This window comes from Streptococcus gingivalis (assembly GCF_035544715.1).
In the GTDB taxonomy this organism is placed as follows: domain Bacteria; phylum Bacillota; class Bacilli; order Lactobacillales; family Streptococcaceae; genus Streptococcus; species Streptococcus gingivalis.
The window spans coordinates 851,855-878,622 of record NZ_JAYKTO010000001.1 but is presented as its reverse complement, the minus strand read 5'-3'; the positions used below and the strand labels follow the sequence as shown (position 1 = coordinate 878,622).

The window sequence follows — 26,768 nt, the reverse complement described above, 5'->3', positions numbered from 1 at the left end:
AGCTGACTTCGGTCAGCTTTTTTGCTTGTCTTTCCAAGCTCCTAGCTGGTTTTGGGTTTTCAGGGTCTCCTAAAAATGTTATAATAGAGTGTTACTAAATTGGGTTCCATTAGCCCTGAAAGGAAAAGAAACATGACAAAATCATTCTACATCACAACCCCTATCTATTACCCATCTGGTAAATTGCATATTGGTTCAGCATACACAACGATCGCCTGTGACGTCTTGGCGCGTTACAAACGTATGATGAACTACGATGTGTTCTACCTGACTGGTCTTGATGAGCACGGTCAAAAGATCCAGCAGAAAGCAGAAGAAGCTGGGATCACGCCGCAAGCTTATGTAGATGGGATGGCCGTTGGAGTGAAAGAACTCTGGCAATTACTCGATATCTCATATGATAAATTCATCCGTACGACAGACGACTACCATGAAAAAGTGGTGGCCCAGGTCTTTGAACGCTTGCTGGCACAAGATGACATCTACTTGGGTGAGTACTCTGGCTGGTATTCAGTCTCTGATGAGGAGTTCTTTACAGAAAGCCAATTGGCTGAGGTTTACCGTGATGAGAATGGCAAGGTCATCGGTGGGGTAGCCCCATCAGGCCACGAAGTAGAATGGGTTTCTGAAGAATCTTATTTCCTTCGTCTCAGCAAATACCAAGACCGCTTGGTTGAATTTTTCAAATCCCAACCAGATTTCATCACGCCAGATGGTCGTCTCAATGAAATGTTGAAAAACTTCATCGAGCCAGGCTTGGAAGATTTGGCAGTATCTCGGACTACCTTTACTTGGGGAGTCCCAGTTCCATCTAATCCAAAACACGTGGTCTATGTATGGATTGATGCCCTTCTCAACTATGTGACGGCTCTTGGTTACGGTCAAGAAGATCATGAAAACTTTGATAAATTCTGGAACGGAACCGTCTTCCACATGGTTGGAAAAGACATCCTTCGTTTCCACTCGATCTACTGGCCAATCCTTCTAATGATGTTGGATATCAAATTGCCAGAACGCTTGATTGCCCATGGTTGGTTTGTCATGAAAGACGGCAAGATGTCGAAGTCTAAAGGGAATGCCATCTATCCAGAAATGTTGGTGGAACGCTTCGGCTTGGATCCACTCCGTTACTACCTCATGCGTAGCCTTCCAGTTGGTTCTGATGGGACCTTCACACCAGAAGACTACGTGGCTCGTATCAACTATGAATTGGCCAATGACCTTGGAAACCTCCTTAACCGGACGGTAGCCATGATTAACAAATACTTTGGTGGTCAAGTTCCAGCTTATGTGGAAAATGTCACTGCATTTGATGCAGATTTGGCTAAGGTAGTTGAAGAAAACATCGCAGAATACCACAAGCAAATGAACGCGGTTGATTACCCACGCGCTTTGGAAGCCGTATGGAACATCATCTCTCGGACCAATAAGTACATCGATGAGACTGCTCCTTGGGTCCTCGCTAAAGAAGATGGGGACAAGGAACAATTGGCAGCGGTCATGGCTCACTTAGCGGCTAGCCTTCGTGTTGTGGCTCACTTGATCCAACCATTCATGATGAACACCTCAAATGCCATCATGGAACAACTTGGCTTGGGCTTGGACTTCGATCTTGAAAACTTGACCCTAGCAGGTTTCCCTGAAAATGTCACAGTGGTTGCCAAAGGAACTCCAATCTTCCCACGTCTCGACATGGAAGAAGAAATTGCCTACATCCAATCTCAAATGACTGCTGGAAAACCAAAAGAAAAAGAATGGATTCCAGAAGAAGTGGAACTCAAGTCTGAAAAAGACGAGATCAAATTTGAAGACTTTGACAAGGTTGAAATCCGTGTAGCAGAAGTCAAAGAAGTGGAACGCGTCGAAGGATCAGACAAACTGCTTCGCTTCCGCCTAGACGCAGGAGATGGCGAAGACCGTCAAATCCTCTCTGGTATCGCGAAATTCTATCCAAATGAACAAGAATTGGTCGGTAAAAAACTTCAAATCGTGGCCAACCTTAAACCACGTAAGATGATGAAGAAATATGTCAGCCAAGGCATGATTCTTTCCGCAGAACACGGAGATCAATTAACAGTCTTAACAGTTGATCCATCTGTTCCAAATGGAAGCATCATCGGCTAAACGATAGAAAAAGAAAAAATCATCTAAAAAACTTTCCTTAGGTGAGTACGGACGTCAGCGAACTTCGAAGAAGTTCCATGACTTAGTTTTGGACCCTAGGTTCCAAAACTCCCGAGTGCTAGAAACACAATTGTTTCTAGCACTTTTCTCACGGCGGAAAGTTTCAGTAGATGATTGAATAATTCTAACGAATAAATTTTTTGATTTTTATAAAATTAATTTGATTTGTAAGGAAAAACAAATTGTATACGCTCTCAAGCACTCCCGCGGGAGTGCTTTTCTTGTATTGATATAGTTCCCATCATTGAGTTTTACAAGGATGGTATTTGAGTCCTATTAGTAATGGATATTAATGGAGACTTCCGCAGTGAGAAAAGAGTCTGAAACGGTATCATTTCAGACTTTCGGGAGATTTGAGACAGTAGGCTCAAATCTTAGGTATGGAATCCCAAAGGGATTCGCTACCGTCCGTCCTCACCCAAGGAAGGTCTCAAATTATATTTTCCTATTCATCCGGCCGGTATTCTAGGATATCTCCTGGCTGGCAGTCGAGTTCTTTGCAGATGGCTTCAAGGGTGGTGAAGCGGATGGCTTTGGCCTTGCCGGTTTTGAGGATGGAGAGGTTGGCTGTGGTGATGCCGATTTTGTCGGCTAGCTCGTTGGATTTCATCTTTCGCTTGGCTAGCATGACATCTAGATTGACGATAATCATGGCACCCTCCTTAAATGGTTAGCTCATTTTCTTCAGCAATCTCAATACCTCTCTCCAGAATCTTGCCAGAGACCCAGACGATTGGAACGGCAAGGAGAAGCCCTGTGTTAAAGGTAAATTGGAAAGTGAAGGGAAGGAGATAAGCATTTCCACTGGTTTCAAGTGTGCCAGACATAAAGGACAAGACCAAGAGAATCTTCCAAGCTCGGTTGCAAAGATCAATGTTAGAGTGAGAAAAGATCTTTTCTTGGTAGAGATTTTGGAGGAAGTTGCGAATGGTGATGAGAAGGTAAATATAGATAGCGCTTGAGGCTAGTGGGAAGAGCAGCTGCCAGAGAGGTTGTGGATGTTTGGGAAAGAGCTGGATGCCATTCGCATCAAAGGACAAGCGACCTGATTGAATGAGATCTTTGAAAAGCCCCATGCGGGAAAGCAGGTGGACGACCAGTGCAGCCAGGGTCATAAAGCCACAGAAGTAAATGAAAGCCGTTAAGACTTCAATGACATTTTTTAAGGTTTTTGAGTTTTTCATCGCAAGCCTCCTTGAAGTTTATTTATTTTTCACTTATAGTATACTCCTTATAAAAAATTAGTCAATAAAAAAGTATCGAAAAACGATAAAAAAATAATGATAAACAAAATATAATTTTTGAGAAACAGGTATTCTCTGCTCAAACTAGTCAGTTCAAGCCTGGAAAACCACTACATAGAGGGGAATTTTACTATACTTTCGATTTAGGGTATACTAGTGTAAAGATCTTATTCCATGGAGGTAGTAAAATGAATCTTAAGTGGAAGAAAAAATACCTGGTACCGATTCTGGGGCTGGTCGGAGCAGCTGTTCTGATCGGTGGAGTCTATCTCTACTCTAGTTCCAACATCCAACCAGACCATCAAAAGGAATTTAAGCAGACCAGCAAGAAGGTCACCAAGCCAAAGGAAAAAGCCATTGACTTGAGTGGTGACTATGTCTCTAATGAACGGGATGAAGCCAAAATCGAGAAAAAGGGCAAGGCCTGGAAGATCGATTACCAAACGGCTGACGGCAAGGTATCCGCTGAATTTAGTACGGATTGGAAGGTCGAAGGGTCTAACAAAGTTTCGACAGGCAAGATGAAAAAGTCCGATGGCAATACAGACTTTACAGTCACTGTTCGTGTCTTCAAATACAAGACAGATAAGAAGCCTTTGATCACGGTCACCATGTCTGATAAAAATCCCTACCACGAGATGGTCTTTGCCAATCGAGAGGATTTTTTCAAATCGACAGATCCAAATGATGTCGTCCTTGATGGCAATCTCTCACCGTTTGAAGGTGCTTATTCCAATGATACCTATGAAAAGGAAATCGCCGATTCCGGTTTTAAACTTTATGGCTATACTCCAGAAGAATATTACCAAAACAAGACCAATGCCTTTCCAAGTATTGTAAATGGGGAGACTGGCTGGACTTTCTGGAGTGGAGGCACTCGGGCAAGTTACTTGTTCAATAAAGAAAAAGAGCCCAAGAAGCGAAAAGGCTATTATGAAGTTTATTTCACTGGGGCAAATGGGACTGCGATCCAAGGGCAAGAGCAAACCTTGTACTTAATCCCAGCGGGTGTGACAGGTCCTGATGGAGTAGCTTCCCAAGAACGTCGGATTCTCTTTGGGGATGCGGCCTACCGGGATTATCATCTAGAGTGGTGGAAAGCATACCCACAACCGAAAAAAGAGAAAGACTTGGATATTGCGGCCATTAACGGAGGCGACTTCTCTAGCTTAGCTGGAACCTGGCGCAATGGCAAGGGTGCTGAAATCGTCATCCAAGCAGACGGAAAAGTCAAGGGCCAAGGTAGCCTCAAGGCTGTTGCGGACTCGGATAAGAAGAGCAAGATCCCTTATGTTGAGATGAAGATGGGTGAGACTGGTGCTGCGATTGGACTTCTGAAAATCGGTTTCCAAAATCCGGATGGAGACCAGTCTGACACCAGCAAGCCACGTCTGGTGCTCACGCAATCTGCAGGAAACTACCCAGCTGATCAATATTTCTACCGTCAATAAAAGAGAGTGGGACAGAAATCGGTCATTCGTTAGAATTCGATTTCGTCGTCCCACCTCCGCACAGTTGAGTAGGGCTGTAAAAGCTGAGGAAATCAGCGTAGTAGAGCCCACTCAACCACTGCGTCTTGCTCGACAAACCAAAGACAATTGAGAGACTAGGACTTTTGTCCCAGCCTCTTTTTTTCTGCAAGGAAGGCTCGTAGAATCTCGTAAAATGCTCGCACCTAACATTAAAAGGGAAAAAATGTAAAAAAAGCTTGACAAAGCAAATGATTCGCAGTATGATTAACTAGTTAATTAACTGATTAATAAACTAGTTAACAAAAATGAAAAAGAGGTGAAGAATGATTAGGAGAAAAATGAAGGTTCTGGGACTCATGTTCCTCAGTTTCTTTCTGCTGACAGCTTGTGCTAGTCAAGGAAATGCAAAGCCCCCTTCTAAAAAAGGTCTTAAAATTGTCACGAGTTTTTATCCCATCTATGCCCTGGTCAAGGAAATCTCTGGCGATCAAAATGATATCTGGATGGTTCAGTCAGGTGCAGGGATCCATGATTATGAACCCTCAACCAAGGAAGTGGCCCAGATCTATGATGCGGATGTATTTGTCTATCATTCTCAGACCCTGGAATCTTGGGCCGGTCGCTTAGATCCCAATCTTCAAGGTTCCAAGTTGCGAGTGATCGAAGGCAGCCAAGGAATGACCCTTGATAAGGTGGCTGGATTAGAGGATGTCGATGCTGGTCAGGGAAAAGAATCCAAGCACTTGTATGATCCGCATACTTGGTTGGATCCTGTAAAAATTGCAGAGGAAGGAAAGGTTATCGCCCAGCGTTTGGGAGAGATCGATCCAAAGAACAAGGAGCTCTATCAGGCCAATGCTCAAAAGCTTGAAAAGCGCTGTGAGGACCTAGTAGCCCACTACCAGCCTCTCTTTGACAAGGCCAAGCAAAAGACTTTTGTGACCCAGCATACGGCCTTTTCTTATCTGGCCAAACGCTTTGGTCTCAAGCAGTTAGGGATTGCAGGGATATCCCCAGAGCAAGAACCGACCGCTCGGCAATTGGCCGAGATCCAGCAGTTTGTCAAAGACTACAAGGTGAAAACGATCTTTGTGGAAAAGCACACGTCGTCAAAGGTGGCAGATAGTATCGCCAAGGCAACAGGGGCGCGTGTTAAGGTTCTGGATCCACTGGAAGCTGATCCACAAAATGATAAGGATCTATTAGAAAATTTAGAAGAAAATATGGCGACTTTAGCCAAGGAATTAGAGGAGTAAATCAAGAATGAAGAAAAAGGGAACGATTGGAATTGTAGCGACTTTGGGGCTAGGACTCTGTGCCTATGCGCTCAGTCAGCAACCACAAGTCAAGGAAGAGAAAAAGAATCAGATTCAGTATTTGCAAGCGGACAAGAAATCGTCATCGTCTGCCTCCAGTAAAAAGGAAGACAGCATCGAAGCGGTCAATGCCAAGGAAAAGACCCAGGCAGAGCAGATTGTCATCAAGATTACAGATGAAGGCTTTGTCACTTCTCATGGGGATCATTTTCATTACTACAGCGGCAAGGTCCCATTTGATGCCATCTTTAGTGAAGAGTTGATTTTGCGGGATCCAACTTATCAGCTGCAAGAAGCAGATATCGTGAGCAAGGTCAAGGATGGCTATATCATCAAACGCGCTGGGAAATACTATCTCTACTTAAAGGATGCCCAACATACAGTTAATGTGCGCTCGATCGAAGAGATCGCCCAACAACAAAAGGGAGGCACCAAAGAAGAAGGAGAGACGGGAGCGGTGCAAGCGAGCTCCTCGCACAAGGCAGGCAAGACCCGTGACTTCCGTCAACCGAGTCAAGCGCTGAAAGAAGGAAAGACTCTAGAGATGCTGACGGCTAAGAACCATACAGGTGATGGCTACCGTACGGACGATGGTTATGTCTTTAGCCCTGGAGATGTCATTTCAGATACAGGGGACGGCTTTATTGTGCCCCATGGCGGCCATTTCCATTTTATTCCAAAGAGTGCCTTATCTGCTGGAGAGTTAGCAGCAGCTCTCTCTGTCTTAGGTGGTCAAGCTGGCCATCAGGCAGGAGGTTCACACCTAGCTGGAGCAAGTACAGAGCAAGGAACTCCGGATCAAGCCTCTCCAAGCCTTGGGAAGCAAGCGAGCAACCAGCCGTCATCCAGTCCAAGCAATACACAGACAACCCCAACGACTTCTAAACCGGCTGACTCTAAACCGAGTCTAACCCTGACCAACTTGATCGAAGAATTGCAGAAAGCCCCGTTGTCTTCTCGTCATGTGGAGTCTGATGGTTCTGTCTTTGATCCAAGTAAGATTACCAAGTGGACCGATCAAGGGATTGTCTACCCTCATGGGGATCATTTCCACTTTATCCCATACAGCTCCCTATCTCCTTTAGAGCGTGAGCTGGCGCGGCAATTCCAACTGCTTCGTGCTCAAGGAACTGATAGTTCAACAGAAGAAAGTCCAAGCTTGCCTTCAAATCCAAGCACAAGACCAGTTGAACATGAGCATGATCATGAGCATGGCGACAGTCACGAGCACGAAGAGGAGCACGATCATGGTTTCCACGCAGACAAGGTCATCAGCAAGGACGAGGAAGGCTATATGGTCGCTCATGGCAACCATGCCCATTATTTCTATAAAAAGGACCTCTCTCCTCAAGAGATTGCAGCAGCGGAGGCAACTCTAACTGGTAAGAAAGAAGAAGACAAGGGTCAGCCCCTGACAGATGATGTTGCGACCTATTCTCGTGATGCCTCAGATGAGGAAAAGATCCAGTACATCAGTAAGACCTACGGTGTCCCTCGCGAGGCCATTAAAATTTCCAATGGTTTCTTTGTCTTTAATAATCCAGACCAAGAATACGATCCGACCCACATCCATCCTTATGCCGTTCGGAAGGAACATGTCCGCATCCCACTTGAAACTGGCAATCCTGAACTAGACTTTATCAATGAACTCTATGCAACAGCGCTTCGTTCGGGGATTTCTCCTTATAGCCTCCAGATTGAAAATGGTCAGTTTGTCATCCCGCACGGCGATCACAACCACTACATCAAGGTGCGTTCAGCAGGACTAGCAGACTACTTAGCCCACCGTCTTCCAACCATCCAATCTCCTTACAAAAAAGGAGACTTGGACAAGAAAGTTGTAGAGGACAGGGTCAACCAGCTCTTAGCAGAAAGCCGCAGTCTCTATGCTTCTGATCCATTGCAACAACGACGGATTGAGCTGATCTTGGGCCACTTCTTGGAAAATGTCAAGAGCTTCCCAAGTAACTCAACAGAGGGCTATCTAGCCAGTCTCAAACAGGTTGATGAGCAGTACATTCATGCGACCCAAGCGGTCAAACCAAAAGAAGAGACAGCCCTAGATCGTCGTTACCAAGAATTGCTGGAACAAGTGCGCTTGCTAGACACAGAAGCCTTCCAATTGAAGAAGGAAGAGTTGGTCTCTCAACTGCAGGAAGCCTATGCTGCCAAGGACAGTAAGCGTCTAGAGCAGGAAGGGAAGCTATTAGAAGCTGTTCAGGAGATGCAAGATCGGACGGGTGTGACATCGGTCGACTACCTCAAGTATTTCTACCAAAGCTTGAGCGATGCGCGCTTGACACCAGAACTCCGCACCAAGGCAGCAGATCTAGCCTTGAAGCTCTACCGAGCTCAAGCCTTTGAAGAAGCTTGGGATTCCAAGTCTCACTTTATGGAGCTCTACCAAACTAAGCAAGCTATTGACCAGCTCTTCTCCCAAGAAAAAGGCCAAACCTATCCTATTGAAAAAACAGTTTTGGATCAAAAAGGAAGTCAAACCCCATCCTACAACGTAGCGGTTTATGATTTCCTCAAAGGTTTGTATGGAGAGTTGGACAAGGCGACAGAATCCCGTCAACGAACCAACATCCTGACAGCACTATCAGAGCAAATCCAGTCGCTCTTGCCACAAGTCGAAGACCAGGCCAAACGAACTGCCTTTGAAGCAAGTTTGGCTCAACTTGGAAATGAGACGGATCCAGACAAGGCTATTGCAAGTGGACAAGCTCTGTTACGCGAAATCAGTGACACCATTGAAAAGCAAAAACAAAAGCAAACAGAAGAGCCTCAGATTGGGGATGTCGCCCTTTATCAACAGCTCTATAACCAATTGATGGCCCTACACCAACAATTGCAGGACAAGGGGGCTAGTGATGCTGTATTTGACCGCTTAGAAGCTCTCTTTGACCAATTGGCTAATCCAAAGAGTGACAAGTCAGCCTTACTACAGGCTATCCAAGCCTTTCAGGCAGAGTTAGCAGCAGTGCCATCTGCAAGCGAAGCGGGGAAACCAGCTAGCATGGTCGAAACGCCTGTAGCTACAGAAACTCCGGTAGAAAAAGAAGCAGCAGCTTCAGCAGGGAACAAACCTGCCACAACTGAGACAGAAACAGAGCTTGCAAGCCCAGCTTCCATAGAAGAAGGCACGCCAGATGCTCTATCTTCTCAGGACCAATAGAAAATAGAAAATCATCTGAAAGACATTTCAGATGATTTTTGCGTTCTAGTGAATAGAAGAGGTGGTCTCTTTTTTCAGTTGTTGAGTCTCAATCTTTGTGCTCAAGGAGCAGAGGTGAGGAGGACTCGACTGCTTTTTTTCGCTTAAAAAATGCTGCCATTTGAACCAGAATACGGGGAACCGTCTGCCATTTTTTCCAAGCTTGGACACGGGTATCGAGGAGTTGCTTGGCTAGACGTTCCAGCATTTCCCTTTCTGTAGGATCTAGGTCTTGAGCATTTTGAAAGATCTCTTTGATCTTGGAGAAATTTTTCAAGTTCCTCAAATCATTGATTGAAGTAATGCCTGCATCTAAGAAGAGGCCGAAGAAGGTATCAAAGAACTTCTTGCGCTCATCCGCCGATGTTTCGCGAACCCACTGCTTCAAGGTCTCGTTGGTCTGCTGGCTATCGGGACTGGTTTGATCCAGGGTCACAAATTTATCTTTCTCAATCATCCAAGTAAAAGCGTCATGCTGGACAAAGCCACCAAAAGCTCGGCTTTTTACGATTGTAGCAGGCTCAGGCACTTCAAACATCATGCCAACGATGGATCCTTGGGGGACAAAGCGACGAATGTTTGGGGATGTCCGCTGGTAGCCTTCGGTCTCGATAATGGCCCTGTTGAGGCCAGGAGCATCGTAGCTGTAGATGGCATCGACTCGTTCAAATAAGGAATCCGGCAGGTAAGTGCAGGCATAGGTTGCGAGATTGCCCCCTTTGGAGTGACCGGCTACTAAGAAGCGCCCTTTAGGAAATTCCTTCATGACGTTTTGCAGGTAGCTGGCTGCGCGCCTCTGAGCTGGGACATGATCCATATAGGTCATGTGGAAGTCTTCCTTCCAGCCGATCAAGGTGTCATCCGTCCCTCTGAAGACAACTAAATAAACATCCATGGTAAGACGATAGGTCATAGCCGCAAACTGCTTCTGAACATCGGGGTCATATTCGTTGACATAGTTGAGGAGTTTGATGTTCTTAAAACGCTTTGAACTAGCTAAGTCATCGACTAATTGCAGGTGTTGGTCTGTCACGATGAAATCGGTGGTTCGATCGACTAGCTTTGCAGCATCAGATAAGCGGACTTCAATATTGGTCGTATCCCCTTGGGGCACGATCCGATCAAAAGGAAGATAGGTCAGCTCTGTCAGTGCCAGGACATCCAGTTCATTGAAAGGGCGGTCATATATGGAATCGTAAGTCACTTCTTTTAGGTAATCAAAAATCGTCGACATCTGTGCCTCCCGTGTCTTATTTCTCTCAGTATAGCACAAAAATGGATGGAGAAAAAGCGCCTCCCATCAAGAAAGTAGGCCTTAGCTCTTCTTTCCCTCTGAAACAGCCTTTTTCTCTGCTGTTTAATCTGTTATAATAGGAAGAAGAAAAAAAGAAGGAAAGAAAGCCATGCATAAAATTCTCTTAGTGGAAGACGATGAAATTATCCGCCAACAGGTCAAACAATTATTGGAACAATGGGGCTATGAAGTGGTCGCAGTCGAGGATTTTATGGATGTCCTCGGGATCTTTGTCGAAAGTGACCCCCACTTGATCCTCATGGATATTGGCCTGCCTCTCTACAATGGTTACCACTGGTGCCAGGAGATTCGTAAGGTTTCAAAGGTTCCGATCATGTTTCTTTCTTCACGGGATCAAGCCATGGATATTGTCATGGCCATCAATATGGGTGGAGATGACTTTGTCACCAAGCCCTTTGACCAAAATGTCCTCCTTGCCAAGGTCCAAGGACTCTTGCGTCGCTCTTACGAATTTGGGACAGATCAAAATCTGCTAGAGCACCGGGGAGCCATCCTCAATCTCAAGTCCACGGACTTGGTGTATGAAGGGGAAGTCATCAAGCTGACCAAGAATGAATTTCAGATCCTGCGCGTCCTGTTTGAGCATGCAGGCAGTATCGTGGCGCGCGATGACATGATGAAGGAGCTCTGGAATAGCGACTTCTTTATTGATGACAATACCTTGTCTGTCAATGTGGCCCGCCTTCGCAAGAAACTAGAGGAGGCTGGCTTGTCAAACTTCATCGAAACCAAGAAAGGCATCGGTTACGGGTTGACCCATGAATAAATTTGGAACGATCTTCTGGCAGTATGTGGTATCCCGCAGGCGCTTGCTCTATCTAGTGCTTATCTTTTTGATCGTCGATTTGGTTTTTGCCTTTCTCTTTCCAGAGACGGGGACGGTTTTCCTCTATGCGACTCTGATGCTAGGATTCTTTACCCTCTGTATCTTGATCTGGGATTTCTCTATGACCCTTCAGGACTACCGCAAAGCCTTGCTGTATGAGGAAATAGAAGTTGCCTCACCACTGGAACATCTCCTTTATGAAAAATACACGGAAGAACAGCAGGCGCGCTTGGAGGAAGGGAAGACAGCCCAGGCCAAGTTCAATGACCTGATGGATTACTACACCCTCTGGGTTCACCAGATTAAGACGCCCATTGCAGCTAGCCAGCTCTTGGTCCAAGATGTCGAGACACCTATTGTCAAGCAGCAGATGGAGCAGGAGCTTTTCAAGATTGACTCCTATGCCAATCTGGTTCTGCAGTACCTGCGATTGGAGAGTTTTCATGACGATCTGGTCTTAAAGCGCGTGTCGCTAGAGGACTTGGTCAAAGAAGTGGTCCGCAAATATGCCCTCTTTTTTATCCAAAAGAACTTGACAGTGAACCTGCATGATTTGGATGTCGCCGTCATTACCGATCGCAAGTGGCTTTTGGTCATCATCGAGCAACTCTTGTCCAATAGTCTCAAGTACACCAGTACCGGTGGAATTGAGGTCTATTTCAAAGACCAGACCCTCTATATAAAAGACAGCGGGATTGGGATCAAAAATAGCGATGTCCTCCGCGTATTTGAGCGGGGCTTCTCCGGTTACAATGGCCACATGACCCAGCAATCCTCAGGGCTGGGGCTCTATCTGTCTAAGAAAATTGCCGAGCAATTGGGCCACAAGATTAGCCTCCACTCAGAGGTTGGGCAAGGCACAACCGTCGCCATTCACTTTGAAGAGAAGAAGCTGGTCATGGATTAGTTTTTTTCCATCTTACAAAAATGTAAGAAATAAACGGTAAAATGAAAGGTTAGGTTATGGTAGCCGCCTTTTATTTTTTATACAATAGTCTCATCAAATGAAGGAGGTCAAGAAAATGAAACTCTTGAAATGGATGAAACAACCCAAAAAGATTAAGAAACCAAATGAGCAAATCGATCTGGAAAAGACGGAATTTGGTCTCCAAGTCCTGCAACAAACCCAAGAATTTTTCTTGATCTACTAGAAAAAGGAGAAAAGTATGTCATTGCTAGACGTTCAACATATCAAAAAAATCTACAAAACCCGCTTCCAAGGAACCCAGGTTGAAGCCTTAAAGGATATTCACTTCACTGTGGAGAAAGGCGAATATGTCGCCATCATGGGGGAATCAGGATCCGGGAAATCGACCCTTCTCAATATCCTAGCCATGCTGGACCAGCCGACGGAAGGACGGGTCTACCTCAATGGCACCGATACTTCAACGATCAAGAACAAGGATGCCTCCAGCTTCCGTCGGGAAAAACTGGGCTTTGTCTTTCAAGACTTTAATCTGCTAGATACCTTGTCTGTCAAGGATAATATCCTCCTGCCTCTAGTCCTCTCACGCAGACCGGTCAAGGAAATGATGAGCAAGGTCGATAGCGTGAGTCGGGAATTGGGCATTCACCAACTCCTTGAGAAATATCCCTACGAAATTTCTGGTGGGCAAAAGCAACGGGTGGCTGTAACACGGGCCATCATCACCTCACCTGAAATTCTCCTTGCTGATGAGCCAACAGGGGCGCTGGATTCCAAGTCATCAGCTGCTTTGCTAGATGTCTTTGAAGATATTAATAGCATGGGCCAAACCATCCTCATGGTGACCCACTCAACTGCAGCGGCAGCTCGGGCCAAGCGCGTGCTCTTTATCAAAGACGGAATTCTCTACAACCAGATCTTCCGCGGGGAAAAGACAGAGCGTCAGATGTTCCAAGAAATCTCGGATACCTTGACGGTCATGGCAAGTGAGGTGGAGTAGATGTTACGATTAACCACTAAATTAGCTTGCTCTAATCTGATCAAGAACCGCAAGCTCTATTATCCCTTTGCTATTGCGGTCATTCTCGCAGTGACCATCGCCTATCTCTTTGACTCCCTGACCTTTAATCCTCGCATTTCCGAGCTTCGAGGGGGCTCTTCTATAGTGTTCACCCTCAGCTTGGGATTCTTCGTGGTCAATGTCGCGGGGGCCATCATCGTGCTTTATGCCAATAGCTTCGTCATGAAAAACCGCTCCAAGGAGCTGGGAATCTACAGCATGCTGGGCCTTGAGAAACGCCATCTCATCAGCATGATTTTCAAGGAACTCTTGCTTTTTGGCTTTCTAACCATCTCAGCCGGAGTCTTGATCGGAGCTCTCTTTGACAAGTTGATCTTTGCCTTTCTCTTGAAACTCATGAAGATGAAGGTCCAGCTAGTATCCACCTTCCAACCTGGGATTGTGGTTTTGGTCTTTGTCACCTTTGGTCTCATCTTTGGCCTCCTGGTTTTTCTCAATGCTTGGCGCATTCTCCGTTTGAATGCCCTGCAGTTGACGCGTGAGAAGGCTAGTGGTGAAAAGAAAGCCCGCTTCTTGTGGCCCCAAACCATCCTTGGCTTAGCCTCTCTCGGTTTTGGCTACTACCTAGCTGTGTCTGTCAAAGACCCTATCATTGCGCTTGTGACCTTCTTTCTAGCCGTTATCTTGGTCATGATCGGGACCTACCTGCTCTTTAATGCTGGGATCACCGTCTTCTTGCATCTGCTTAAGAAAAAGAAGAGTTATTATTACCAACCCAACAACATGATCTCGGTCTCTAATCTCATCTATCGTATGAAGAAAAATGCAGTGGGGCTTGCGACCATTGCCATCCTCTCGACCATGGTATTGGTAACCATTTCTGCTGCGACCAACATCTATATCGGTGGTGAAACGATCAAGAAGATCATGTCTCCTCATGATTTCTCTGTCCAAGGAAAAGGGGTAGACCTAGAGCAAATCAACCAGAAATTTGATGAATTTGCCTCTGAGCATCATCTTGAGATCAAAAATCGTGACCTGATGACCTATGCCAACTTTGGAGTTAAATCACAAAAGGGTACGGATTTCACCGTCTATCCAGCTGATGAACGCAACGTCACTCCCAAAACTGTCTTTATGGTCTTTGATGCAGCTAGCTATGAACAAATGACCGGAGAAAAGGTCGATCTGACCGGTAACCAAGTCATCCTCTTTGCTCATAACAAGGCTCTGACAGGGCAAAAGCAGTTCACTATCAATGGGCAAGACTTCCAAGTCAAGGAAGAAGTGAGCAAGGATTTTATCACGGATCATGTGCCAAATCAGTTCAATATGCTGACGGAGGATTTCAATTACCTGATCGTGCCAGACCTTTCAGCCTTTGTCGCTCAGTTTCCGGATCTTGCCATCAATACCAATATTTACGGTGGCTTCAATGTCAATGTTGACGAAGACCAGCAACTCAAGCTGGCAGCCAGCTATGACAAGATGATCGATGAATTGAGTAGCCAACAGGCCCAAGGAACATTTATCTATGGAGGCAACCGAGCCAATGATGTGGCAGAGTTGAATAGCCTCTTTGGCGGCATCTTCTTTATCGGTATTTTCTTGTCATTGATCTTTATGGTCGGAACCGTCATCGTTATCTACTACAAGCAAATCTCAGAAGGCTATGAAGACCGTGACCGCTTCGTCATCCTCCAAAAGGTAGGGCTTGATGAAGATGAGGTCAAACGGACCATCAACCGTCAAGTGCGGACTGTCTTCTTCCTCCCCCTCATCTTTGCCTTTGTCCACCTGGCCTTTGCCTACCATATGATCCGCCTCATTCTCAAAGTGCTCGGTGTCATCAATAGTGGCCAAGTCCTCATCGTGACCCTCAGCGTCTGCGCCGTCTTTCTCATCACCTACCTGATCGTCTTTTGGATCACCTCACGGAGTTACCGTAAGATTGTCCAGATATAAGAAAAGAGAAGCTCGAATCAAATTAGAAACTTTCCTTAGGTGAGTACGGACGTCAGCGAACTTCGAAGAAGTTCCATGACTAATTATTGAGCCTAAGGTCTCAATAATTCCGAGTGCCTGAAACAATCGTGTTTCAGGCACTTTTCTCACAGCGGAAAGTTTCAATATACTCTAAATAATAATCAGAAATCATTTTGATATTTTTGAACAATAGTCCAGCTAAGGTTATTCAAAGAAAAGAATTGTCAATTTTTAAGCTCTCTCATTGCGGGCTTTTTGTTTGAAAACCGATGCGATTGTTTGTGTTTTTCAAAGGGATATACAAAAAAAACCGAACCACTACAGTTCGGTTTTTTATCGATTTCTATTAAAGTGATGTAAGGAAAGTCAATCCCCCTAGGATGACACCTGCTGAATTTGGAATGATCAAAATCCAGTCTTTTTTAGGTTCCTTTGTCCAACCATAAATGACCCAGATCAAGCAAGAAATAGCAGCTGACAAGGGTTGGAAAGGTTGGGCCTTGTTTCCCTGTAAATTAGCAATAATTTGTGGGATGTAGGCAATGAAAACGATAATCCCAATAAAGGCACCGATCGAGCCAACGATTTGGTTGATTTTTTGTTTATTCATAAAATTTTACCTCTGTGTATTAAAATAGCATAAGTAGGAAGAAAATGCAATTAATTTGCATGCTATGCAAGATGAAAATGATTACATTCGCACAAAATTAGACAATGTGTCAAAAAAATGGCAACTAGAGAGAAGACTCTCTCGAAAAGAAATCCATCTTCCTGCAAAATCACAAGATTGTGACACTTTACAGTTCGGTAACATTTGAAAAAAAGACTTGAATTTGTAAAGGACAAAAGGTAGAATAGTGCATACTTTAAAAAAAGAAAAGGAAATGGTAGTTTCAAAATGAATGAAAAACAAATGAAAATTCTTGGTTGGGTTGCGACCTTTATGTCTGTTATGATGTATGTGTCTTACTTCCCACAAATCATGGATAACCTCGCAGGTCACAAAGGGAACTTTGTTCAACCCCTTGTCGCAGCCATCAACTGTAGCCTTTGGGTCTACTACGGCCTCTTTAAAAAAGAACGCGATATCCCACTTGCTGCAGCCAATGCACCAGGGATCATCTTTGGTTTGATCACAGCGATCACAGCCTTGTAATTAATTAAAAAAGCTGGACAAAAGTCTTGCTTCTTTTTTTATGACTTAACTCATTTCCATGGTATAATGGGAGGACTATTCATAGAGAAGATCAAAAGGAGACACGAGTGGATCAAAAACATCACTGCCAAGTCCTATGGGCGAAAAATAAATACCTGGTGCTGAGTCATTCCAGCAACATTTACAAGGAGATCCGGGAATACCTCAAGCAAGACCAGGTGGAGGTCAGTCATGTCGAGGCTCTGATCCATCAAGCGTTGGCCTTGCCGGAAAATCGTGGCCAGGTCTCCAATGCCTTTCAGCATATCTGGGGCTATTTCAAAAAGGAGGCGACTCCTGAGGAAAAGGCGGACTTTATGCTGCTACTTGAGAAATACCAGCATGGCCAAGCTAGCCAAGAGGATCTCATCAAGGGGATCCAGACGCTCCTTGAGTGCTATCCCAATCGCTACTTGCAAGACTCGACACTACTAGGAGGTCAATAGATGAGACTGTGGCACCAAGATTTGATTACCAAACTCCCTCGTCCCCAGCTTCTCGGCCAACACCGGGAATGCTGCGCCCTGAGAGGCAATGGCTGGGGCAAGAAGCACGCGACGGTCAACTATGTCTTTGACTACTCGCCTTATCGCCTCTATGCCTATCACCGCTTGATCATGGAGGAGATGACGGCTCGTGGCTACAAGGTCAGCCCGGAGTGGTGGGAGCCGACTTACCGAGGCAAGACCTGCCCAGCCTATCCAGAACTGAAAGAAGAAGCCTTGAGCACCCCTATCTATCCCGAGCATCAGGACACTTACCTCCAAGAATGCATAGACAATCTAGCAGAAAAAGGGATTCAACTAGACTAAGAAAAAACGAACCAAATCAGGTTCGTTTTTTTGCGCGAAAAACCAACAAAATGCTTTGAAAGCGTTAATTTCTTTCCCAAACATGCTATAATAATAGGAGATTATGTACAGGAAAAGGATAGACGGATGAAGGCAGTAGCAACTCCAGAACTTGAGATTGAAAGACAGTTGATCCAGCAGTTGACATCAGGGGAGAGTCAGTGGACTTATCGCGAGGATCTCAAGAACGAAGACCAGTTATGGGACAATTTCTTTGACAAGCTCGCGCAAAACAATGTCGCCTTGTTGGCGGACCATCCCTTGACCGAGCAAGAAAAGCGCCAGATCAAGAACCAGCTCAACTTTGTCAGCTACTATGAAGCGGCCAAGTGGCTAGCTGGTGAAAATGGCATCGCCAAGGTAGAAGTCCAGCGTGAAGATGCCAGTCTAGGAACCATCCGTCTGGCTGTCATCTGGCGGGACAATATCGCAGCTGGTAAGTCAAGCTACGAAGTGGTCAACCAAGTCGAACGCGACAAGGCCTATCCGCTAGACCAGGATCGACGGCTCGATACGACCCTTCTGATCAATGGCCTTCCCCTCATCCATATCGAACTTAAGAGTCCACGAGTGGCCTTTCTAGATGCCTTTCATCAGATTAAAAAGTATGATCGTGAAGGCAAGTTTCGGGGTATTTACTCAATCTTGCAGATGTTTGTCGTGACCAATAAAGTCGACACACGCTATATCGCTGCCGCCCGTGAAAGCAAGCTAAATAAGCAATTCCTGACCAAGTGGGTGGACAAGGACAACCAGCCCATGATCGATCTCAATAGCTTTGCTCATGAGGTCCTCTCCATCCCTCGGGCCCACCAGATGGTTATGCAGTACTCAGTCATTGACGATAGTAAGAAAGCTCTCCTCCTCCTGCGTCCCTATCAGATCCATGCCATTGAGGCTGTGCAGGAAGCTTCCCGCCGTCAAGAGTCAGGTTATATCTGGCATACGACCGGTTCAGGTAAGACCCTGACCTCTTACAAGGTAGCGCGCAATCTCTTGCAAATCCCAGCCATTCAAAAGACCATCTTTGTCGTCGACCGCAGAGACCTGGACCAGCAGACGACTTCATCCTTCCTCTCTTATGCGGCCAATGATGTCATCGACATCGACGAGACGGACAATACCCATGAGCTGGTCAAGCGCCTAGGGGGCAATGACAAGCGCGTGGTAGTCACGACCATCCAGAAAATCACGACCATGATGCGCAAGTTCGAAGAAGGAAAGTACCAGCGGGATGCTGGGAAGATCAAGGATTTGCGCGTGGCCTTTGTCGTGGATGAGTGCCATCGGGCAGTCACTCCACAGACGCAAAAAGAGATCAAAGCCTACTTCAAAAACTCCCTCTGGTACGGCTTTACAGGAACTCCGATCTTTAAGGAAAACAAACGCAAACAAGTGGGAGACCTGGCTCAGACTACCCACCAACAGTATGGCGACCGCCTACATGAATACACGGTCAAGGAAGCTATCCATGATGGAGCGGTTCTAGGCTTTAAGGTAGATTACCGCAATACCATCATCTCAGATCTCCTAGAAGAAGAGATCCCAGACCAAGCCTATGAGGACAAGGAGCACATGCTAGAGGTTCTAGATGCCATCCTCAATAAGAGCCAGCAACAGCTCAATATCCCTAAAGGGGTCGGAAAGAGCTACGAGGTTATCTTGACGGTTAAGTCTATCCCACGAGCACAGGCCTATTATAATCTGCTCAAGAGCATACTCGCTGGTAAGGAGCGGGTCAAAGTCTCTGAGCGGGTCAAACGTTATTTGCCAGATTTTCCAAAGTTCACCATCACCTACTCGGTGTCTGAAAATGAGGAGGAGTCTATCGGCTACCAAGACCACATGAAGCAGGTCATGGAGGACTACAACCAAGAGTTTGGTACGCATTTTAGCCTAGCGGATCTGCGGGGCTTTAATAGCGATGTCAATAATCGCCTGGCTAGAAAGCAGGACAAGTACCTCTACCGCAATGAGCAGTTGGACCTGGTCATCGTGGTCGACCGTCTCTTGACGGGCTTTGATGCACCCTGTTTATCTACCCTCTTTATCGATCGCAAGCCTATGCGCCCACAGGACTTGATCCAGGCCTTCAGCCGGACCAATCGGATCTTTGATGATAAGAAGCACTTTGGCCATATCATCACTTTCCAGCGCCCTCAAGCCTTTAAGGAAGCTGTCGACAATGCCCTCAAGCTCTACTCTAATGGAGGAGAAAATGAGGTCCTGGCACCGAGCTGGGAAGAAGAGAAGCGCAACTTCTTAAAAGCCTGGGCAGAGTTTAAAGGCCAAGTCACAGACTTGGAAGAAGAGGGAGTCGCCCTCGAGCAGGCTCCAACGGCCCAGCTCCGTAAGGTCGCAAAAGCCTATCAGGTCTTTGACAAGTACCAAGCCTCGATCCGTGTCTACTCAGAGTACGATAAGGAAGAGATCTACCGAGAAACAGGCCTCAGCGATAGCCAGCTCGAAGCCTATCTGGGCCTCTATCAAAATATCCTGGCGGAGATCAAGAGCAGGGATCCAGAAGTGGACAGCGAGGATGAGCTGGACATCCATTATGAGCTGGAGTCTGTCCAAGTCGATGAGATCAACTATGCTTATATCCTCATGCTGATCCAAAGCATGATCCAGCAGGAGGAAAATGACGAGCAAGCCCTCAGTGACAAGGATATCGCAACTGTAGATAGCTATATCGAGAGCCTGAACCGGACCAATCCAAGCCTAGCGGAGATCATCCAAAACCTCTGGACCCAAGTCCAAGAAGAGCCCGAACGCTACCGAGGACAATCCATCACCGGAGTCTTGGACCAGATGATCGAATTCATCATCGATAGCCATATCGTAAGCTTTGCTAAAAACTGGTATATCGGAGCCGACGAACTGCGCTACTATATCCAACACTACCGCAAAGGTGCTAAAAAACAAGCCGGTGAAAGCCAGCTGACCAAGAGCCAACGCTACAAAGACTACAAGGCAGAAGTAGCCGATGCCCTCAACCCACTCAGCTACAAAAAACAAATCAAAGAAGCCTATACCCAACTGATCGAAGAGGTGATTGAACCACTGAGAGTGGGGAGGTAGGATATGAAGAAAGTATCAATATAAAACCCAAAATCTCCCCTAGAACAGTCATTCTAGGGGAGATTTTGAATTTTGCATTAAGGAATTAAATACACTACATATAGATTATGATAGGAATATGAACTTAAAAGGGTAATAAATAACTATATATTGTGTTCATTAAATTTATTTTCAAAAAATACCACAAGATATTGATTTTTTATTTTTGTATGCTATAATTTTAAATGTAGAAAAAAGACGTCAGTTGGGGCTGACGACTTAATAGAACAGTGAATTTTCAAAATGGTGATAGAGGCACTATTTAAAAAATCATTTTTATTTTAACACTAAATAAAAGAAATGTAAATCTTATTTTGAAAATTTATCTTTTTCTACAAATTATTAAGAAATGAGGAAAAGAACATACATATTTCAGAAATGTTAAATCGAGAATCTATCCAAGTAGGACTAGATTTTGTTGATGTAGATACATCAAAAGATGTTAAATTATTTGTAGATCCATTGCTTTTACCAGATAGGTTTAGTTATATTGCTAACGATTTTGTAAAAACAGTTTATCAAATCTATAATTTGGGTGATAAATCAGGCGCATTGAAATTATTTTCACACTCTAAAGAATGCGATGCTGTTCATTTTGGTTATTCTTCAAATAAATCTAAAGGTACAGGTGTTTCAATGCAAATGCTTGATCAATTTTTTGGATATATCTATAAATCTGTCGATACAATAAAAGATAAATTATTGACTCCGTTAGCTATGCCGATCTTTGTCAAGAAATTTTCAGAAGATAGGATGTCTGATTTATTAGTGAGTCTATTAAAAAAGGAATTGATTCTATTTTCTTTAGAACAAGCGAAATTACACGGCCTAAAAATTAGTAAAGAAGTAGCCTGTTTTGATTATTGGGATGTTGATAAACATGAATGGGCTAGCTTTGAAAGTCAATATGTACTTGCTCCTAAGGAAGGTGACGATGAGGAACTTTTAATCTTAGTTCCTAAGTCGATTGTAAGTAAAAGATTTCTGGTAAATCCGTCTAGATATATTTCAGTAATATTTCAACACTTGCAGTCTTTAGAAGAGTATCAAAGAACGAATGGTACACCGAAGACTAAAAAAGAATTACGAGAATCAGAGATAGTAGCAAATTATCAAAAAGATAAAGATAAAAGTTACATTCTAGATAAAACATTAGCTTCACCGGAATACTATGAGGCGTACTATGATGATTCAATCAGGTTTAGTGATAATAAATCTCTGACAGATGAAGAGTTGATAGAATGTCTGACTAAGTAAATAAATATAATTAAATAGTGCCAAAAGAGAAGAGTGATATTCTTCTCTTTTTAGTTGTTAATTTTTTTCAAATTGTATATATGATAATAAATCATGTTATAATGCTAGTTGTAGTTACAAACATGATTAAGATGAAAATTAAAAAGAAGGGAGATTTTATGTCAATCTCTAAAATTAGATTTAAGGGATATGATAATTCTCTTGAAAGAAAAACAATAGGAGATATAACGACTAGTTTTTCAGGAGGGACTCCAAAATCAAGTAATAAGGCTTATTATGAAGGAAATATTCCTTTTATCCGTTCTGGAGAAATTAAATCAAAGCAAACAGAATTATTTATTAGTGATGACGCTTTAAAAGACTCTTCAGCAAAAATGGTAGAAAAAGGTGATATTTTATATGCACTGTATGGTGCAACAAGTGGAGAGGTCGCAATAAGTCAGATAAATGGTGCCATCAATCAGGCTATACTTGCTATTAAACCAAATTCAGGATATTCTTCTGAGTTTATTATGAATTATCTAAAAAAAGAGAAAGATAATATTTTAGAAAAATATCTACAAGGTGGGCAAGGGAATCTTTCTGCGGCAATAGTTAAAAGTATTGAATTACATTTACCTAGCCAAGAAGAACAAACCGCTATTGGCTCTCTTTTCCGCACCCTCGACGACCTTCTAGCTAGCTACAAGGACAATCTTGCCAACTACCAATCTCTCAAGGCGACCATGCTCTCCAAGATGTTTTCCAAAGCTGGGCAGACCGTTCCTGAGATTCGTTTGGATGGATTTGAAGGCGAGTGGGAAAAGTCTAAATTAAAAGATGTCGCTCATCGTGTACAGGGGAATGATGGAAGAATGGCTTTGCCAACTTTAACAATTTCTGCTTCTGGCGGTTGGATGAATCAAATTGATCGATTTTCTGCTAATATTGCGGGAAAAGAACAAAAGAATTATACCTTGTTAAAAAAGGGGGAACTATCATATAACCATGGTAATTCAAAATTAGCAAAATATGGAGTCGTTTTTGAATTACAGGATTATGAAGAAGCTCTTGTTCCAAAGGTTTATCATAGTTTTAGAGTTAATCAACTTGCAGATGCAAAATTTATTGAAATAATGTTTTCAACAAAAATCCCAGATCGGGAATTAGGAAAACTCGTTTCATCAGGGGCTAGAATGGATGGATTGTTAAATATTAGTTTTGATGATTTTATGAATATTACTATTATTATCCCAACTATTGAAGAACAACAAGCTATCGGCTCTTATTTCTCTAACCTCGATAACCTCATCACTGCTCATCAAGAAAAAATTTCTCAGCTAGAAACTCTCAAAAAGAAACTCTTACAAGATATGTTTATCTAACCTTCAAAAATTCCCTTTATCAACATCCATAAGCACAGCATTTTTCGAATAGTATAAGTGAGCCCCTTTGATTCGTTCAAAGGGTGTTCCTTAGTATTTAATAACTTAAAAGTATTTACTTTTAATAACTTTAGAGTTATAATAAATTCGAAAAGGGGTTGCTTTGTGCACGCTATTTATTTTTATAAGGACAAACAAGGGAATCAACCGGTCTTGGACTACATGAGGGAGCTAGCTCGTCACGATAGCAAGGACAGCCGGATCAAACTCAACAAGCTCAACGACTATATCGAGCTTTTAAGCCAGCATGGAACCCGTGCTGGCCAACCCTACATCAAGCAACTGGATGCAGAGATTTGGGAGTTGAGACCCTTGCGGGATCGGATTTTATTCGTGGCTTGGCTGGATGGGAGCTTTGTCTTGCTGCATCATTTTGTCAAAAAGACGCAAAAGACACCGAGACGAGAGATCGAGAAAGCCAAGCGGGAGTTGCAAGATTTGAAGGAAAGAGGGCTAAGAGATGAAAAATAGTGCCATCGGCAGCAATTGGAAAGATGTGAGAGCAGAGCTCTTCACCAAGGAAGAAATCCTGGAAAGTGATCTGCGGGTCGCGATTATGACAGAGCTGATCGAAGCTCGGCATGAAAAGGGCATTAGCCAAAAGAAACTAGAAGAACTCAGTGGGGTCAGTCAACCGGTCATCGCTCGGATGGAGACGGGCAAGACCAGTCCTCAATTGGACACAGTTTTGAAAGTCTTAGCCAGTCTGGGCAAGACCCTCGCTGTCGTCCCACTGGAACAAGAAAAGGTCTAAAAGAAATCAGAAAGAATTACTATGGAAACAACACAAACCTCCCAGTCGCTCTACCAAGCCCTGTGGAACTCAGCGGATGTGCTCCGCTCTAAGATGGATGCCAATGACTATAAGTCCTATCTATTGGGGATGATCTTTTACAAGTACCTCTCAGATAAATTGCTCTTCTTCGTGGCGGAGACCATGGAGGAGGAGACAGAGAGTCTGGATGAAGCCTTGGCGCTTTACCGAACCTACTATGAGGATCCAGACTCTCAAGAGGATCTCATCACCGTCATTACCGATGAGCTCAACTATGTTATCAAGCCCGACTTGACCTTTACGGCCTTGGTAGACCGGGTCAATGAAGGGACTTTCCAGCTAGAAGATCTAGCTCAGGGCTTCCGAGACATCGAGCAAAGTGACGATCTCTATGAGAATCTCTTTGAGGACATTGATCTCTACTCCAAGAAGCTAGGGGCGACACCTCAGAAGCAAAACCAGCTAGTGGCTGCTGTTATGAAAGAGCTGGCAGTGCTGGATGTGGCAGGTCATGCAGGAGACATGCTTGGGGATGCTTACGAGTACTTGATTGGTCAGTTTGCGACCGACTCGGGTAAGAAAGCAGGAGAGTTCTATACGCCCCAGCCTGTAGCCAAGCTCATGACCCAGATTGCCTTTTTAGGGCGTGAAGACGTGCAAGGCTTTACTATCTACGATGCCACCATGGGATCGGGCTCACTCTTGCTCAATGCCAAAAAGTTTTCTCACCAGCCTCAAACGGTCCAGTATTTTGGTCAGGAGCTCAATACCTCTACCTATAACCTGGCTCGGATGAACATGATCCTACACGGGGTTCCGGTGGAAAACCAGTTCTTGCACAATGCCGATACGCTGGACGAAGACTGGCCGACCCAAGAGCCGACCAACTTTGATGGGGTTCTTATGAACCCTCCTTACTCAGCTAAGTGGTCCGCAAGCTCCGGCTTTCTCCAGGATCCACGCTTCTCCCCATTTGGTAAGCTGGCGCCTCAGTCCAAGGCAGACTTCGCCTTTCTCTTGCACGGTTATTACCACTTGAAACAAGACAATGGTGTTATGGCCATCGTCCTCCCTCACGGAGTTCTTTTCCGTGGTAATGCGGAAGGAACCATTCGCAAGGCCTTGCTGGAAGAAGGGGCCATTGATACCGTCATTGGTCTTCCTGCCAATATCTTCTTCAATACCAGCATCCCAACGACGGTCATCATTCTCAAAAAGAACCGGACCAATCGGGACGTTTACTTTATTGATGCCTCTAAGGAATTTGACAAGGGCAAGAACCAGAATATCATGACGGATGCTCATATCGAGAAGATCCTCAAGGCCTATAAGAGCAGAGAGGACATGGAGAAGTTTGCCCATCTGGCTAGTTTTGAGGAGATCGTCGAGAATGACTACAACCTCAATATCCCACGCTATGTGGATACCTTTGAGGAAGAAGAAGTGGAGCCACTGACAGAGATCGTGGCTAAGATCAACCAGACTAACGCAACCATTGATACCCAGACAGCCTCTCTTCTAGACATGCTTAGCCAACTTCATGGAACGACACCAGAAGCCGATGCCGAACTCAAGAAATTTGTCCAAGAGTTTAAGGGCTAGGGTGTGAGGAGATAGGGATTAGGTAAAGGGTACTCTATTCGCTATTTCCCAAATTTTTTTCGAATAATAGAAGTAGAGGGACCTTCCCTCTATTTTTTATCGAAAAGGAGCAGGGATGCAGAAAAGACACGCGCATGTATCGCCGACCTTGGACATCATGGCCAAGAAGATTTTTAGTTTGCCGGAGGTGACGGCAGCATTTATTCGGGACATTTTGGAGCTGGATGTGGCGGATGCTCAGATTGTGGAGGGAAGCCAGCCCCACAGCATGGCTTATGAGGAGGATGACTTGTTCTCCACTGCGGTGGATGTGAGAGCCAAGCTCCATGACGGGACCGAGGTGATCATCGAGATCCAGATTCGCAAGCAACAGTATTTCTTGAATCGGTTCCATTACTATTTGGCCAATCAGCTGGTGGAAAATGTGCAAAAACTGCGCCAGCAAGGCCAGACACATAAGATGTACGAGCAGATGGAGCCCGTCTACGGGATTGCGATTTTGGAGAAGTCGCTCTTACTGGACGAAGAGGCCGCCATCAATAAATACTGGCTGACCAATAGCCGGTCTGGCAAGCAACTCAAGGCCTATTATAAAAATGGCAAGCACCAAAATCTTCTGCAGGTTGCCTTTTTAGAGCTAGACAAGTATAATAAAGATGAGAACCTGACAGATGCAGGCAGACAGTGGCTGGAATTTTTTGGGAATCTTCCCTTCACAAAAGCTCCCAGTCAGGCTGTAGCTCACGCAGATTCATTACTGGATTCATCTAGCTGGACCAAGGAGGAGAAGACCATGATAGACGAGCGGATTCGTATTCAAGAAAATTATGATATGACCCTGGAGACGGCTATAGACGAAGCGCGTGAAGAAGGCCTAGTACAAGGTCTGGAACAAGGTTTAGAAAAAGGCTTGGAACAAGGTCGTAAACAGTTGGTATGCGAGATGGTCTCACGAGGAATGACGCCTGATCTTATATCGGAGATGACGGGTTTGTCGCTGGAAGAGATTGAGACTCTTCTTTCTTGAGTAGTTAAAAG

The 26,768-nt window shown here is 44.7% G+C and carries 23 protein-coding genes; 19 read left to right on the top strand and 4 right to left on the bottom strand.

Going from position 1 to position 26,768, the window contains the following annotated elements; translation table 11 throughout:
• Positions 1 to 132 precede the first annotated feature (132 nt).
• Positions 133 to 2,124 (top strand): methionine--tRNA ligase, encoded by a 1,992-nt coding sequence (gene metG, locus SM122_RS04270; protein ID WP_324737827.1) that lies wholly within the window; start codon positions 133 to 135, stop codon positions 2,122 to 2,124.
• Between the two features lie 505 nt (positions 2,125 to 2,629).
• Here metG and SM122_RS04265 read toward each other — a convergent pair.
• Together SM122_RS04265 and SM122_RS04260 are read right to left on the bottom strand one after the other, a co-directional pair.
• Positions 2,630 to 2,836 carry a helix-turn-helix domain-containing protein gene (locus SM122_RS04265; RefSeq protein ID WP_003006064.1) on the bottom strand — a complete coding sequence of 69 codons (207 nt, stop codon included), beginning with the start codon at positions 2,834 to 2,836 and terminating at the stop codon, positions 2,630 to 2,632.
• Positions 2,837 to 2,846: 10 nt separating this feature from the next.
• Positions 2,847 to 3,368 (bottom strand): DUF2975 domain-containing protein, encoded by a 522-nt coding sequence (locus tag SM122_RS04260; RefSeq protein ID WP_155168846.1) that lies wholly within the window; start codon positions 3,366 to 3,368, stop codon positions 2,847 to 2,849.
• A 248-nt stretch (positions 3,369 to 3,616) separates the two neighbouring features.
• On the opposite strand from SM122_RS04260, the gene SM122_RS04255 reads away from it, so the two are divergent.
• From SM122_RS04255 to SM122_RS04245, 3 genes are all read left to right on the top strand, one after another.
• Complete coding sequence (locus SM122_RS04255) at positions 3,617 to 4,879, top strand: DUF6287 domain-containing protein (RefSeq protein ID WP_155168848.1); 1,263 nt, start codon at positions 3,617 to 3,619, stop codon at positions 4,877 to 4,879.
• Between the two features lie 344 nt (positions 4,880 to 5,223).
• Complete coding sequence (locus SM122_RS04250) at positions 5,224 to 6,156, top strand: metal ABC transporter solute-binding protein, Zn/Mn family (RefSeq protein ID WP_155168850.1); 933 nt, start codon at positions 5,224 to 5,226, stop codon at positions 6,154 to 6,156.
• A 7-nt stretch (positions 6,157 to 6,163) separates the two neighbouring features.
• Positions 6,164 to 9,394: a pneumococcal-type histidine triad protein gene (locus SM122_RS04245; RefSeq protein ID WP_324737826.1), complete on the top strand. Its 3,231-nt coding sequence runs from the start codon at positions 6,164 to 6,166 to the stop codon at positions 9,392 to 9,394.
• Positions 9,395 to 9,482: 88 nt separating this feature from the next.
• Here SM122_RS04245 and SM122_RS04240 read toward each other — a convergent pair whose 3' ends face one another.
• Complete coding sequence (locus tag SM122_RS04240; protein WP_155168854.1) at positions 9,483 to 10,667, bottom strand: DUF2974 domain-containing protein; 1,185 nt, start codon at positions 10,665 to 10,667, stop codon at positions 9,483 to 9,485.
• A 169-nt stretch (positions 10,668 to 10,836) separates the two neighbouring features.
• On the opposite strand from SM122_RS04240, the gene SM122_RS04235 reads away from it, so the two are divergent.
• The 5 genes from SM122_RS04235 to SM122_RS04215 all read left to right on the top strand — a co-directional run bounded on the left by SM122_RS04235 (position 10,837) and on the right by SM122_RS04215 (position 15,485).
• Positions 10,837 to 11,514, top strand: coding sequence for a response regulator transcription factor (locus SM122_RS04235; RefSeq protein ID WP_003006080.1), 678 nt, complete (start codon positions 10,837 to 10,839; stop codon positions 11,512 to 11,514).
• On the top strand, positions 11,507 to 12,481 hold the full coding sequence (locus SM122_RS04230) for a sensor histidine kinase (protein WP_324737825.1): 975 nt from the start codon (positions 11,507 to 11,509) through the stop codon (positions 12,479 to 12,481). The genes SM122_RS04235 and SM122_RS04230 overlap by 8 nt, the downstream gene beginning before the upstream one ends.
• 115 nt (positions 12,482 to 12,596) lie before the next feature.
• Positions 12,597 to 12,725 (top strand): hypothetical protein, encoded by a 129-nt coding sequence (locus SM122_RS04225; protein WP_272107311.1) that lies wholly within the window; start codon positions 12,597 to 12,599, stop codon positions 12,723 to 12,725.
• Between the two features lie 15 nt (positions 12,726 to 12,740).
• Positions 12,741 to 13,499 (top strand): ABC transporter ATP-binding protein, encoded by a 759-nt coding sequence (locus SM122_RS04220; protein WP_049486585.1) that lies wholly within the window; start codon positions 12,741 to 12,743, stop codon positions 13,497 to 13,499.
• On the top strand, positions 13,500 to 15,485 hold the full coding sequence (locus SM122_RS04215; RefSeq protein ID WP_049486586.1) for an FtsX-like permease family protein: 1,986 nt from the start codon (positions 13,500 to 13,502) through the stop codon (positions 15,483 to 15,485).
• A 367-nt stretch (positions 15,486 to 15,852) separates the two neighbouring features.
• Here SM122_RS04215 and SM122_RS04210 read toward each other — a convergent pair whose 3' ends face one another.
• Complete coding sequence (locus tag SM122_RS04210) at positions 15,853 to 16,116, bottom strand: SemiSWEET family transporter (protein ID WP_003012241.1); 264 nt, start codon at positions 16,114 to 16,116, stop codon at positions 15,853 to 15,855.
• Positions 16,117 to 16,404: 288 nt separating this feature from the next.
• Between SM122_RS04210 and SM122_RS04205 the strand changes: the two genes are divergently transcribed.
• The 10 genes from SM122_RS04205 (at position 16,405) to SM122_RS04160 (ending at position 26,757) form a co-directional block, all read left to right on the top strand.
• Entirely contained in the window at positions 16,405 to 16,662 is a 258-nt protein-coding gene (locus tag SM122_RS04205; RefSeq protein ID WP_003006102.1) for a SemiSWEET family transporter, read from the top strand.
• Positions 16,663 to 16,769: 107 nt separating this feature from the next.
• Positions 16,770 to 17,147: a YbgA family protein gene (locus SM122_RS04200; protein WP_324737824.1), complete on the top strand. Its 378-nt coding sequence runs from the start codon at positions 16,770 to 16,772 to the stop codon at positions 17,145 to 17,147.
• Positions 17,148 to 17,513 carry a TIGR02328 family protein gene (locus tag SM122_RS04195; RefSeq protein ID WP_324737823.1) on the top strand — a complete coding sequence of 122 codons (366 nt, stop codon included), beginning with the start codon at positions 17,148 to 17,150 and terminating at the stop codon, positions 17,511 to 17,513.
• Positions 17,514 to 17,639: 126 nt separating this feature from the next.
• Complete coding sequence (locus SM122_RS04190) at positions 17,640 to 20,633, top strand: type I restriction endonuclease subunit R (RefSeq protein ID WP_324737822.1); 2,994 nt, start codon at positions 17,640 to 17,642, stop codon at positions 20,631 to 20,633.
• Between the two features lie 417 nt (positions 20,634 to 21,050).
• Positions 21,051 to 21,929, top strand: coding sequence for a hypothetical protein (locus SM122_RS04185; protein ID WP_324737821.1), 879 nt, complete (start codon positions 21,051 to 21,053; stop codon positions 21,927 to 21,929).
• Positions 21,930 to 22,060: 131 nt separating this feature from the next.
• The gene (locus SM122_RS04180; RefSeq protein WP_324737820.1) at positions 22,061 to 23,293 is read left to right on the top strand and encodes a restriction endonuclease subunit S; all 1,233 of its coding nucleotides are present in this window, start codon (positions 22,061 to 22,063) and stop codon (positions 23,291 to 23,293) included.
• Positions 23,294 to 23,458: 165 nt separating this feature from the next.
• On the top strand, positions 23,459 to 23,824 hold the full coding sequence (locus SM122_RS04175) for a type II toxin-antitoxin system RelE/ParE family toxin (protein WP_324737819.1): 366 nt from the start codon (positions 23,459 to 23,461) through the stop codon (positions 23,822 to 23,824).
• Positions 23,814 to 24,107: a helix-turn-helix domain-containing protein gene (locus SM122_RS04170; protein ID WP_021144391.1), complete on the top strand. Its 294-nt coding sequence runs from the start codon at positions 23,814 to 23,816 to the stop codon at positions 24,105 to 24,107. The genes SM122_RS04175 and SM122_RS04170 overlap by 11 nt, the downstream gene beginning before the upstream one ends.
• A 21-nt stretch (positions 24,108 to 24,128) precedes the next feature.
• The gene (locus tag SM122_RS04165; RefSeq protein WP_324737818.1) at positions 24,129 to 25,730 is read left to right on the top strand and encodes a type I restriction-modification system subunit M; all 1,602 of its coding nucleotides are present in this window, start codon (positions 24,129 to 24,131) and stop codon (positions 25,728 to 25,730) included.
• A 115-nt stretch (positions 25,731 to 25,845) separates the two neighbouring features.
• Positions 25,846 to 26,757 carry an Rpn family recombination-promoting nuclease/putative transposase gene (locus SM122_RS04160; RefSeq protein ID WP_129824376.1) on the top strand — a complete coding sequence of 304 codons (912 nt, stop codon included), beginning with the start codon at positions 25,846 to 25,848 and terminating at the stop codon, positions 26,755 to 26,757.
• Positions 26,758 to 26,768: the final 11 nt, after the last annotated feature.

Excerpts from the sequence above, each read along its gene's own strand:
- metG (WP_324737827.1), top strand. The coding sequence starts at position 133 with ATGACAAAATCATTCTACATCACAACCCCTATCTATTACCCATCTGGT.
- SM122_RS04265 (WP_003006064.1), bottom strand. The coding sequence starts at position 2,836 with ATGATTATCGTCAATCTAGATGTCATGCTAGCCAAGCGAAAGATGAAA.
- SM122_RS04260 (WP_155168846.1), bottom strand. The coding sequence starts at position 3,368 with ATGAAAAACTCAAAAACCTTAAAAAATGTCATTGAAGTCTTAACGGCT.
- SM122_RS04255 (WP_155168848.1), top strand. The coding sequence starts at position 3,617 with ATGAATCTTAAGTGGAAGAAAAAATACCTGGTACCGATTCTGGGGCTG.
- SM122_RS04250 (WP_155168850.1), top strand. The coding sequence starts at position 5,224 with ATGATTAGGAGAAAAATGAAGGTTCTGGGACTCATGTTCCTCAGTTTC.
- SM122_RS04245 (WP_324737826.1), top strand. The coding sequence starts at position 6,164 with ATGAAGAAAAAGGGAACGATTGGAATTGTAGCGACTTTGGGGCTAGGA.
- SM122_RS04240 (WP_155168854.1), bottom strand. The coding sequence starts at position 10,667 with ATGTCGACGATTTTTGATTACCTAAAAGAAGTGACTTACGATTCCATA.
- SM122_RS04235 (WP_003006080.1), top strand. The coding sequence starts at position 10,837 with ATGCATAAAATTCTCTTAGTGGAAGACGATGAAATTATCCGCCAACAG.
- SM122_RS04230 (WP_324737825.1), top strand. The coding sequence starts at position 11,507 with ATGAATAAATTTGGAACGATCTTCTGGCAGTATGTGGTATCCCGCAGG.
- SM122_RS04225 (WP_272107311.1), top strand. The coding sequence starts at position 12,597 with ATGAAACTCTTGAAATGGATGAAACAACCCAAAAAGATTAAGAAACCA.
- SM122_RS04220 (WP_049486585.1), top strand. The coding sequence starts at position 12,741 with ATGTCATTGCTAGACGTTCAACATATCAAAAAAATCTACAAAACCCGC.
- SM122_RS04215 (WP_049486586.1), top strand. The coding sequence starts at position 13,500 with ATGTTACGATTAACCACTAAATTAGCTTGCTCTAATCTGATCAAGAAC.
- SM122_RS04210 (WP_003012241.1), bottom strand. The coding sequence starts at position 16,116 with ATGAATAAACAAAAAATCAACCAAATCGTTGGCTCGATCGGTGCCTTT.
- SM122_RS04205 (WP_003006102.1), top strand. The coding sequence starts at position 16,405 with ATGAATGAAAAACAAATGAAAATTCTTGGTTGGGTTGCGACCTTTATG.
- SM122_RS04195 (WP_324737823.1), top strand. The coding sequence starts at position 17,148 with ATGAGACTGTGGCACCAAGATTTGATTACCAAACTCCCTCGTCCCCAG.
- SM122_RS04190 (WP_324737822.1), top strand. The coding sequence starts at position 17,640 with ATGAAGGCAGTAGCAACTCCAGAACTTGAGATTGAAAGACAGTTGATC.
- SM122_RS04185 (WP_324737821.1), top strand. The coding sequence starts at position 21,051 with ATGTTAAATCGAGAATCTATCCAAGTAGGACTAGATTTTGTTGATGTA.
- SM122_RS04180 (WP_324737820.1), top strand. The coding sequence starts at position 22,061 with ATGAAAATTAAAAAGAAGGGAGATTTTATGTCAATCTCTAAAATTAGA.
- SM122_RS04170 (WP_021144391.1), top strand. The coding sequence starts at position 23,814 with ATGAAAAATAGTGCCATCGGCAGCAATTGGAAAGATGTGAGAGCAGAG.
- SM122_RS04165 (WP_324737818.1), top strand. The coding sequence starts at position 24,129 with ATGGAAACAACACAAACCTCCCAGTCGCTCTACCAAGCCCTGTGGAAC.
- SM122_RS04160 (WP_129824376.1), top strand. The coding sequence starts at position 25,846 with ATGCAGAAAAGACACGCGCATGTATCGCCGACCTTGGACATCATGGCC.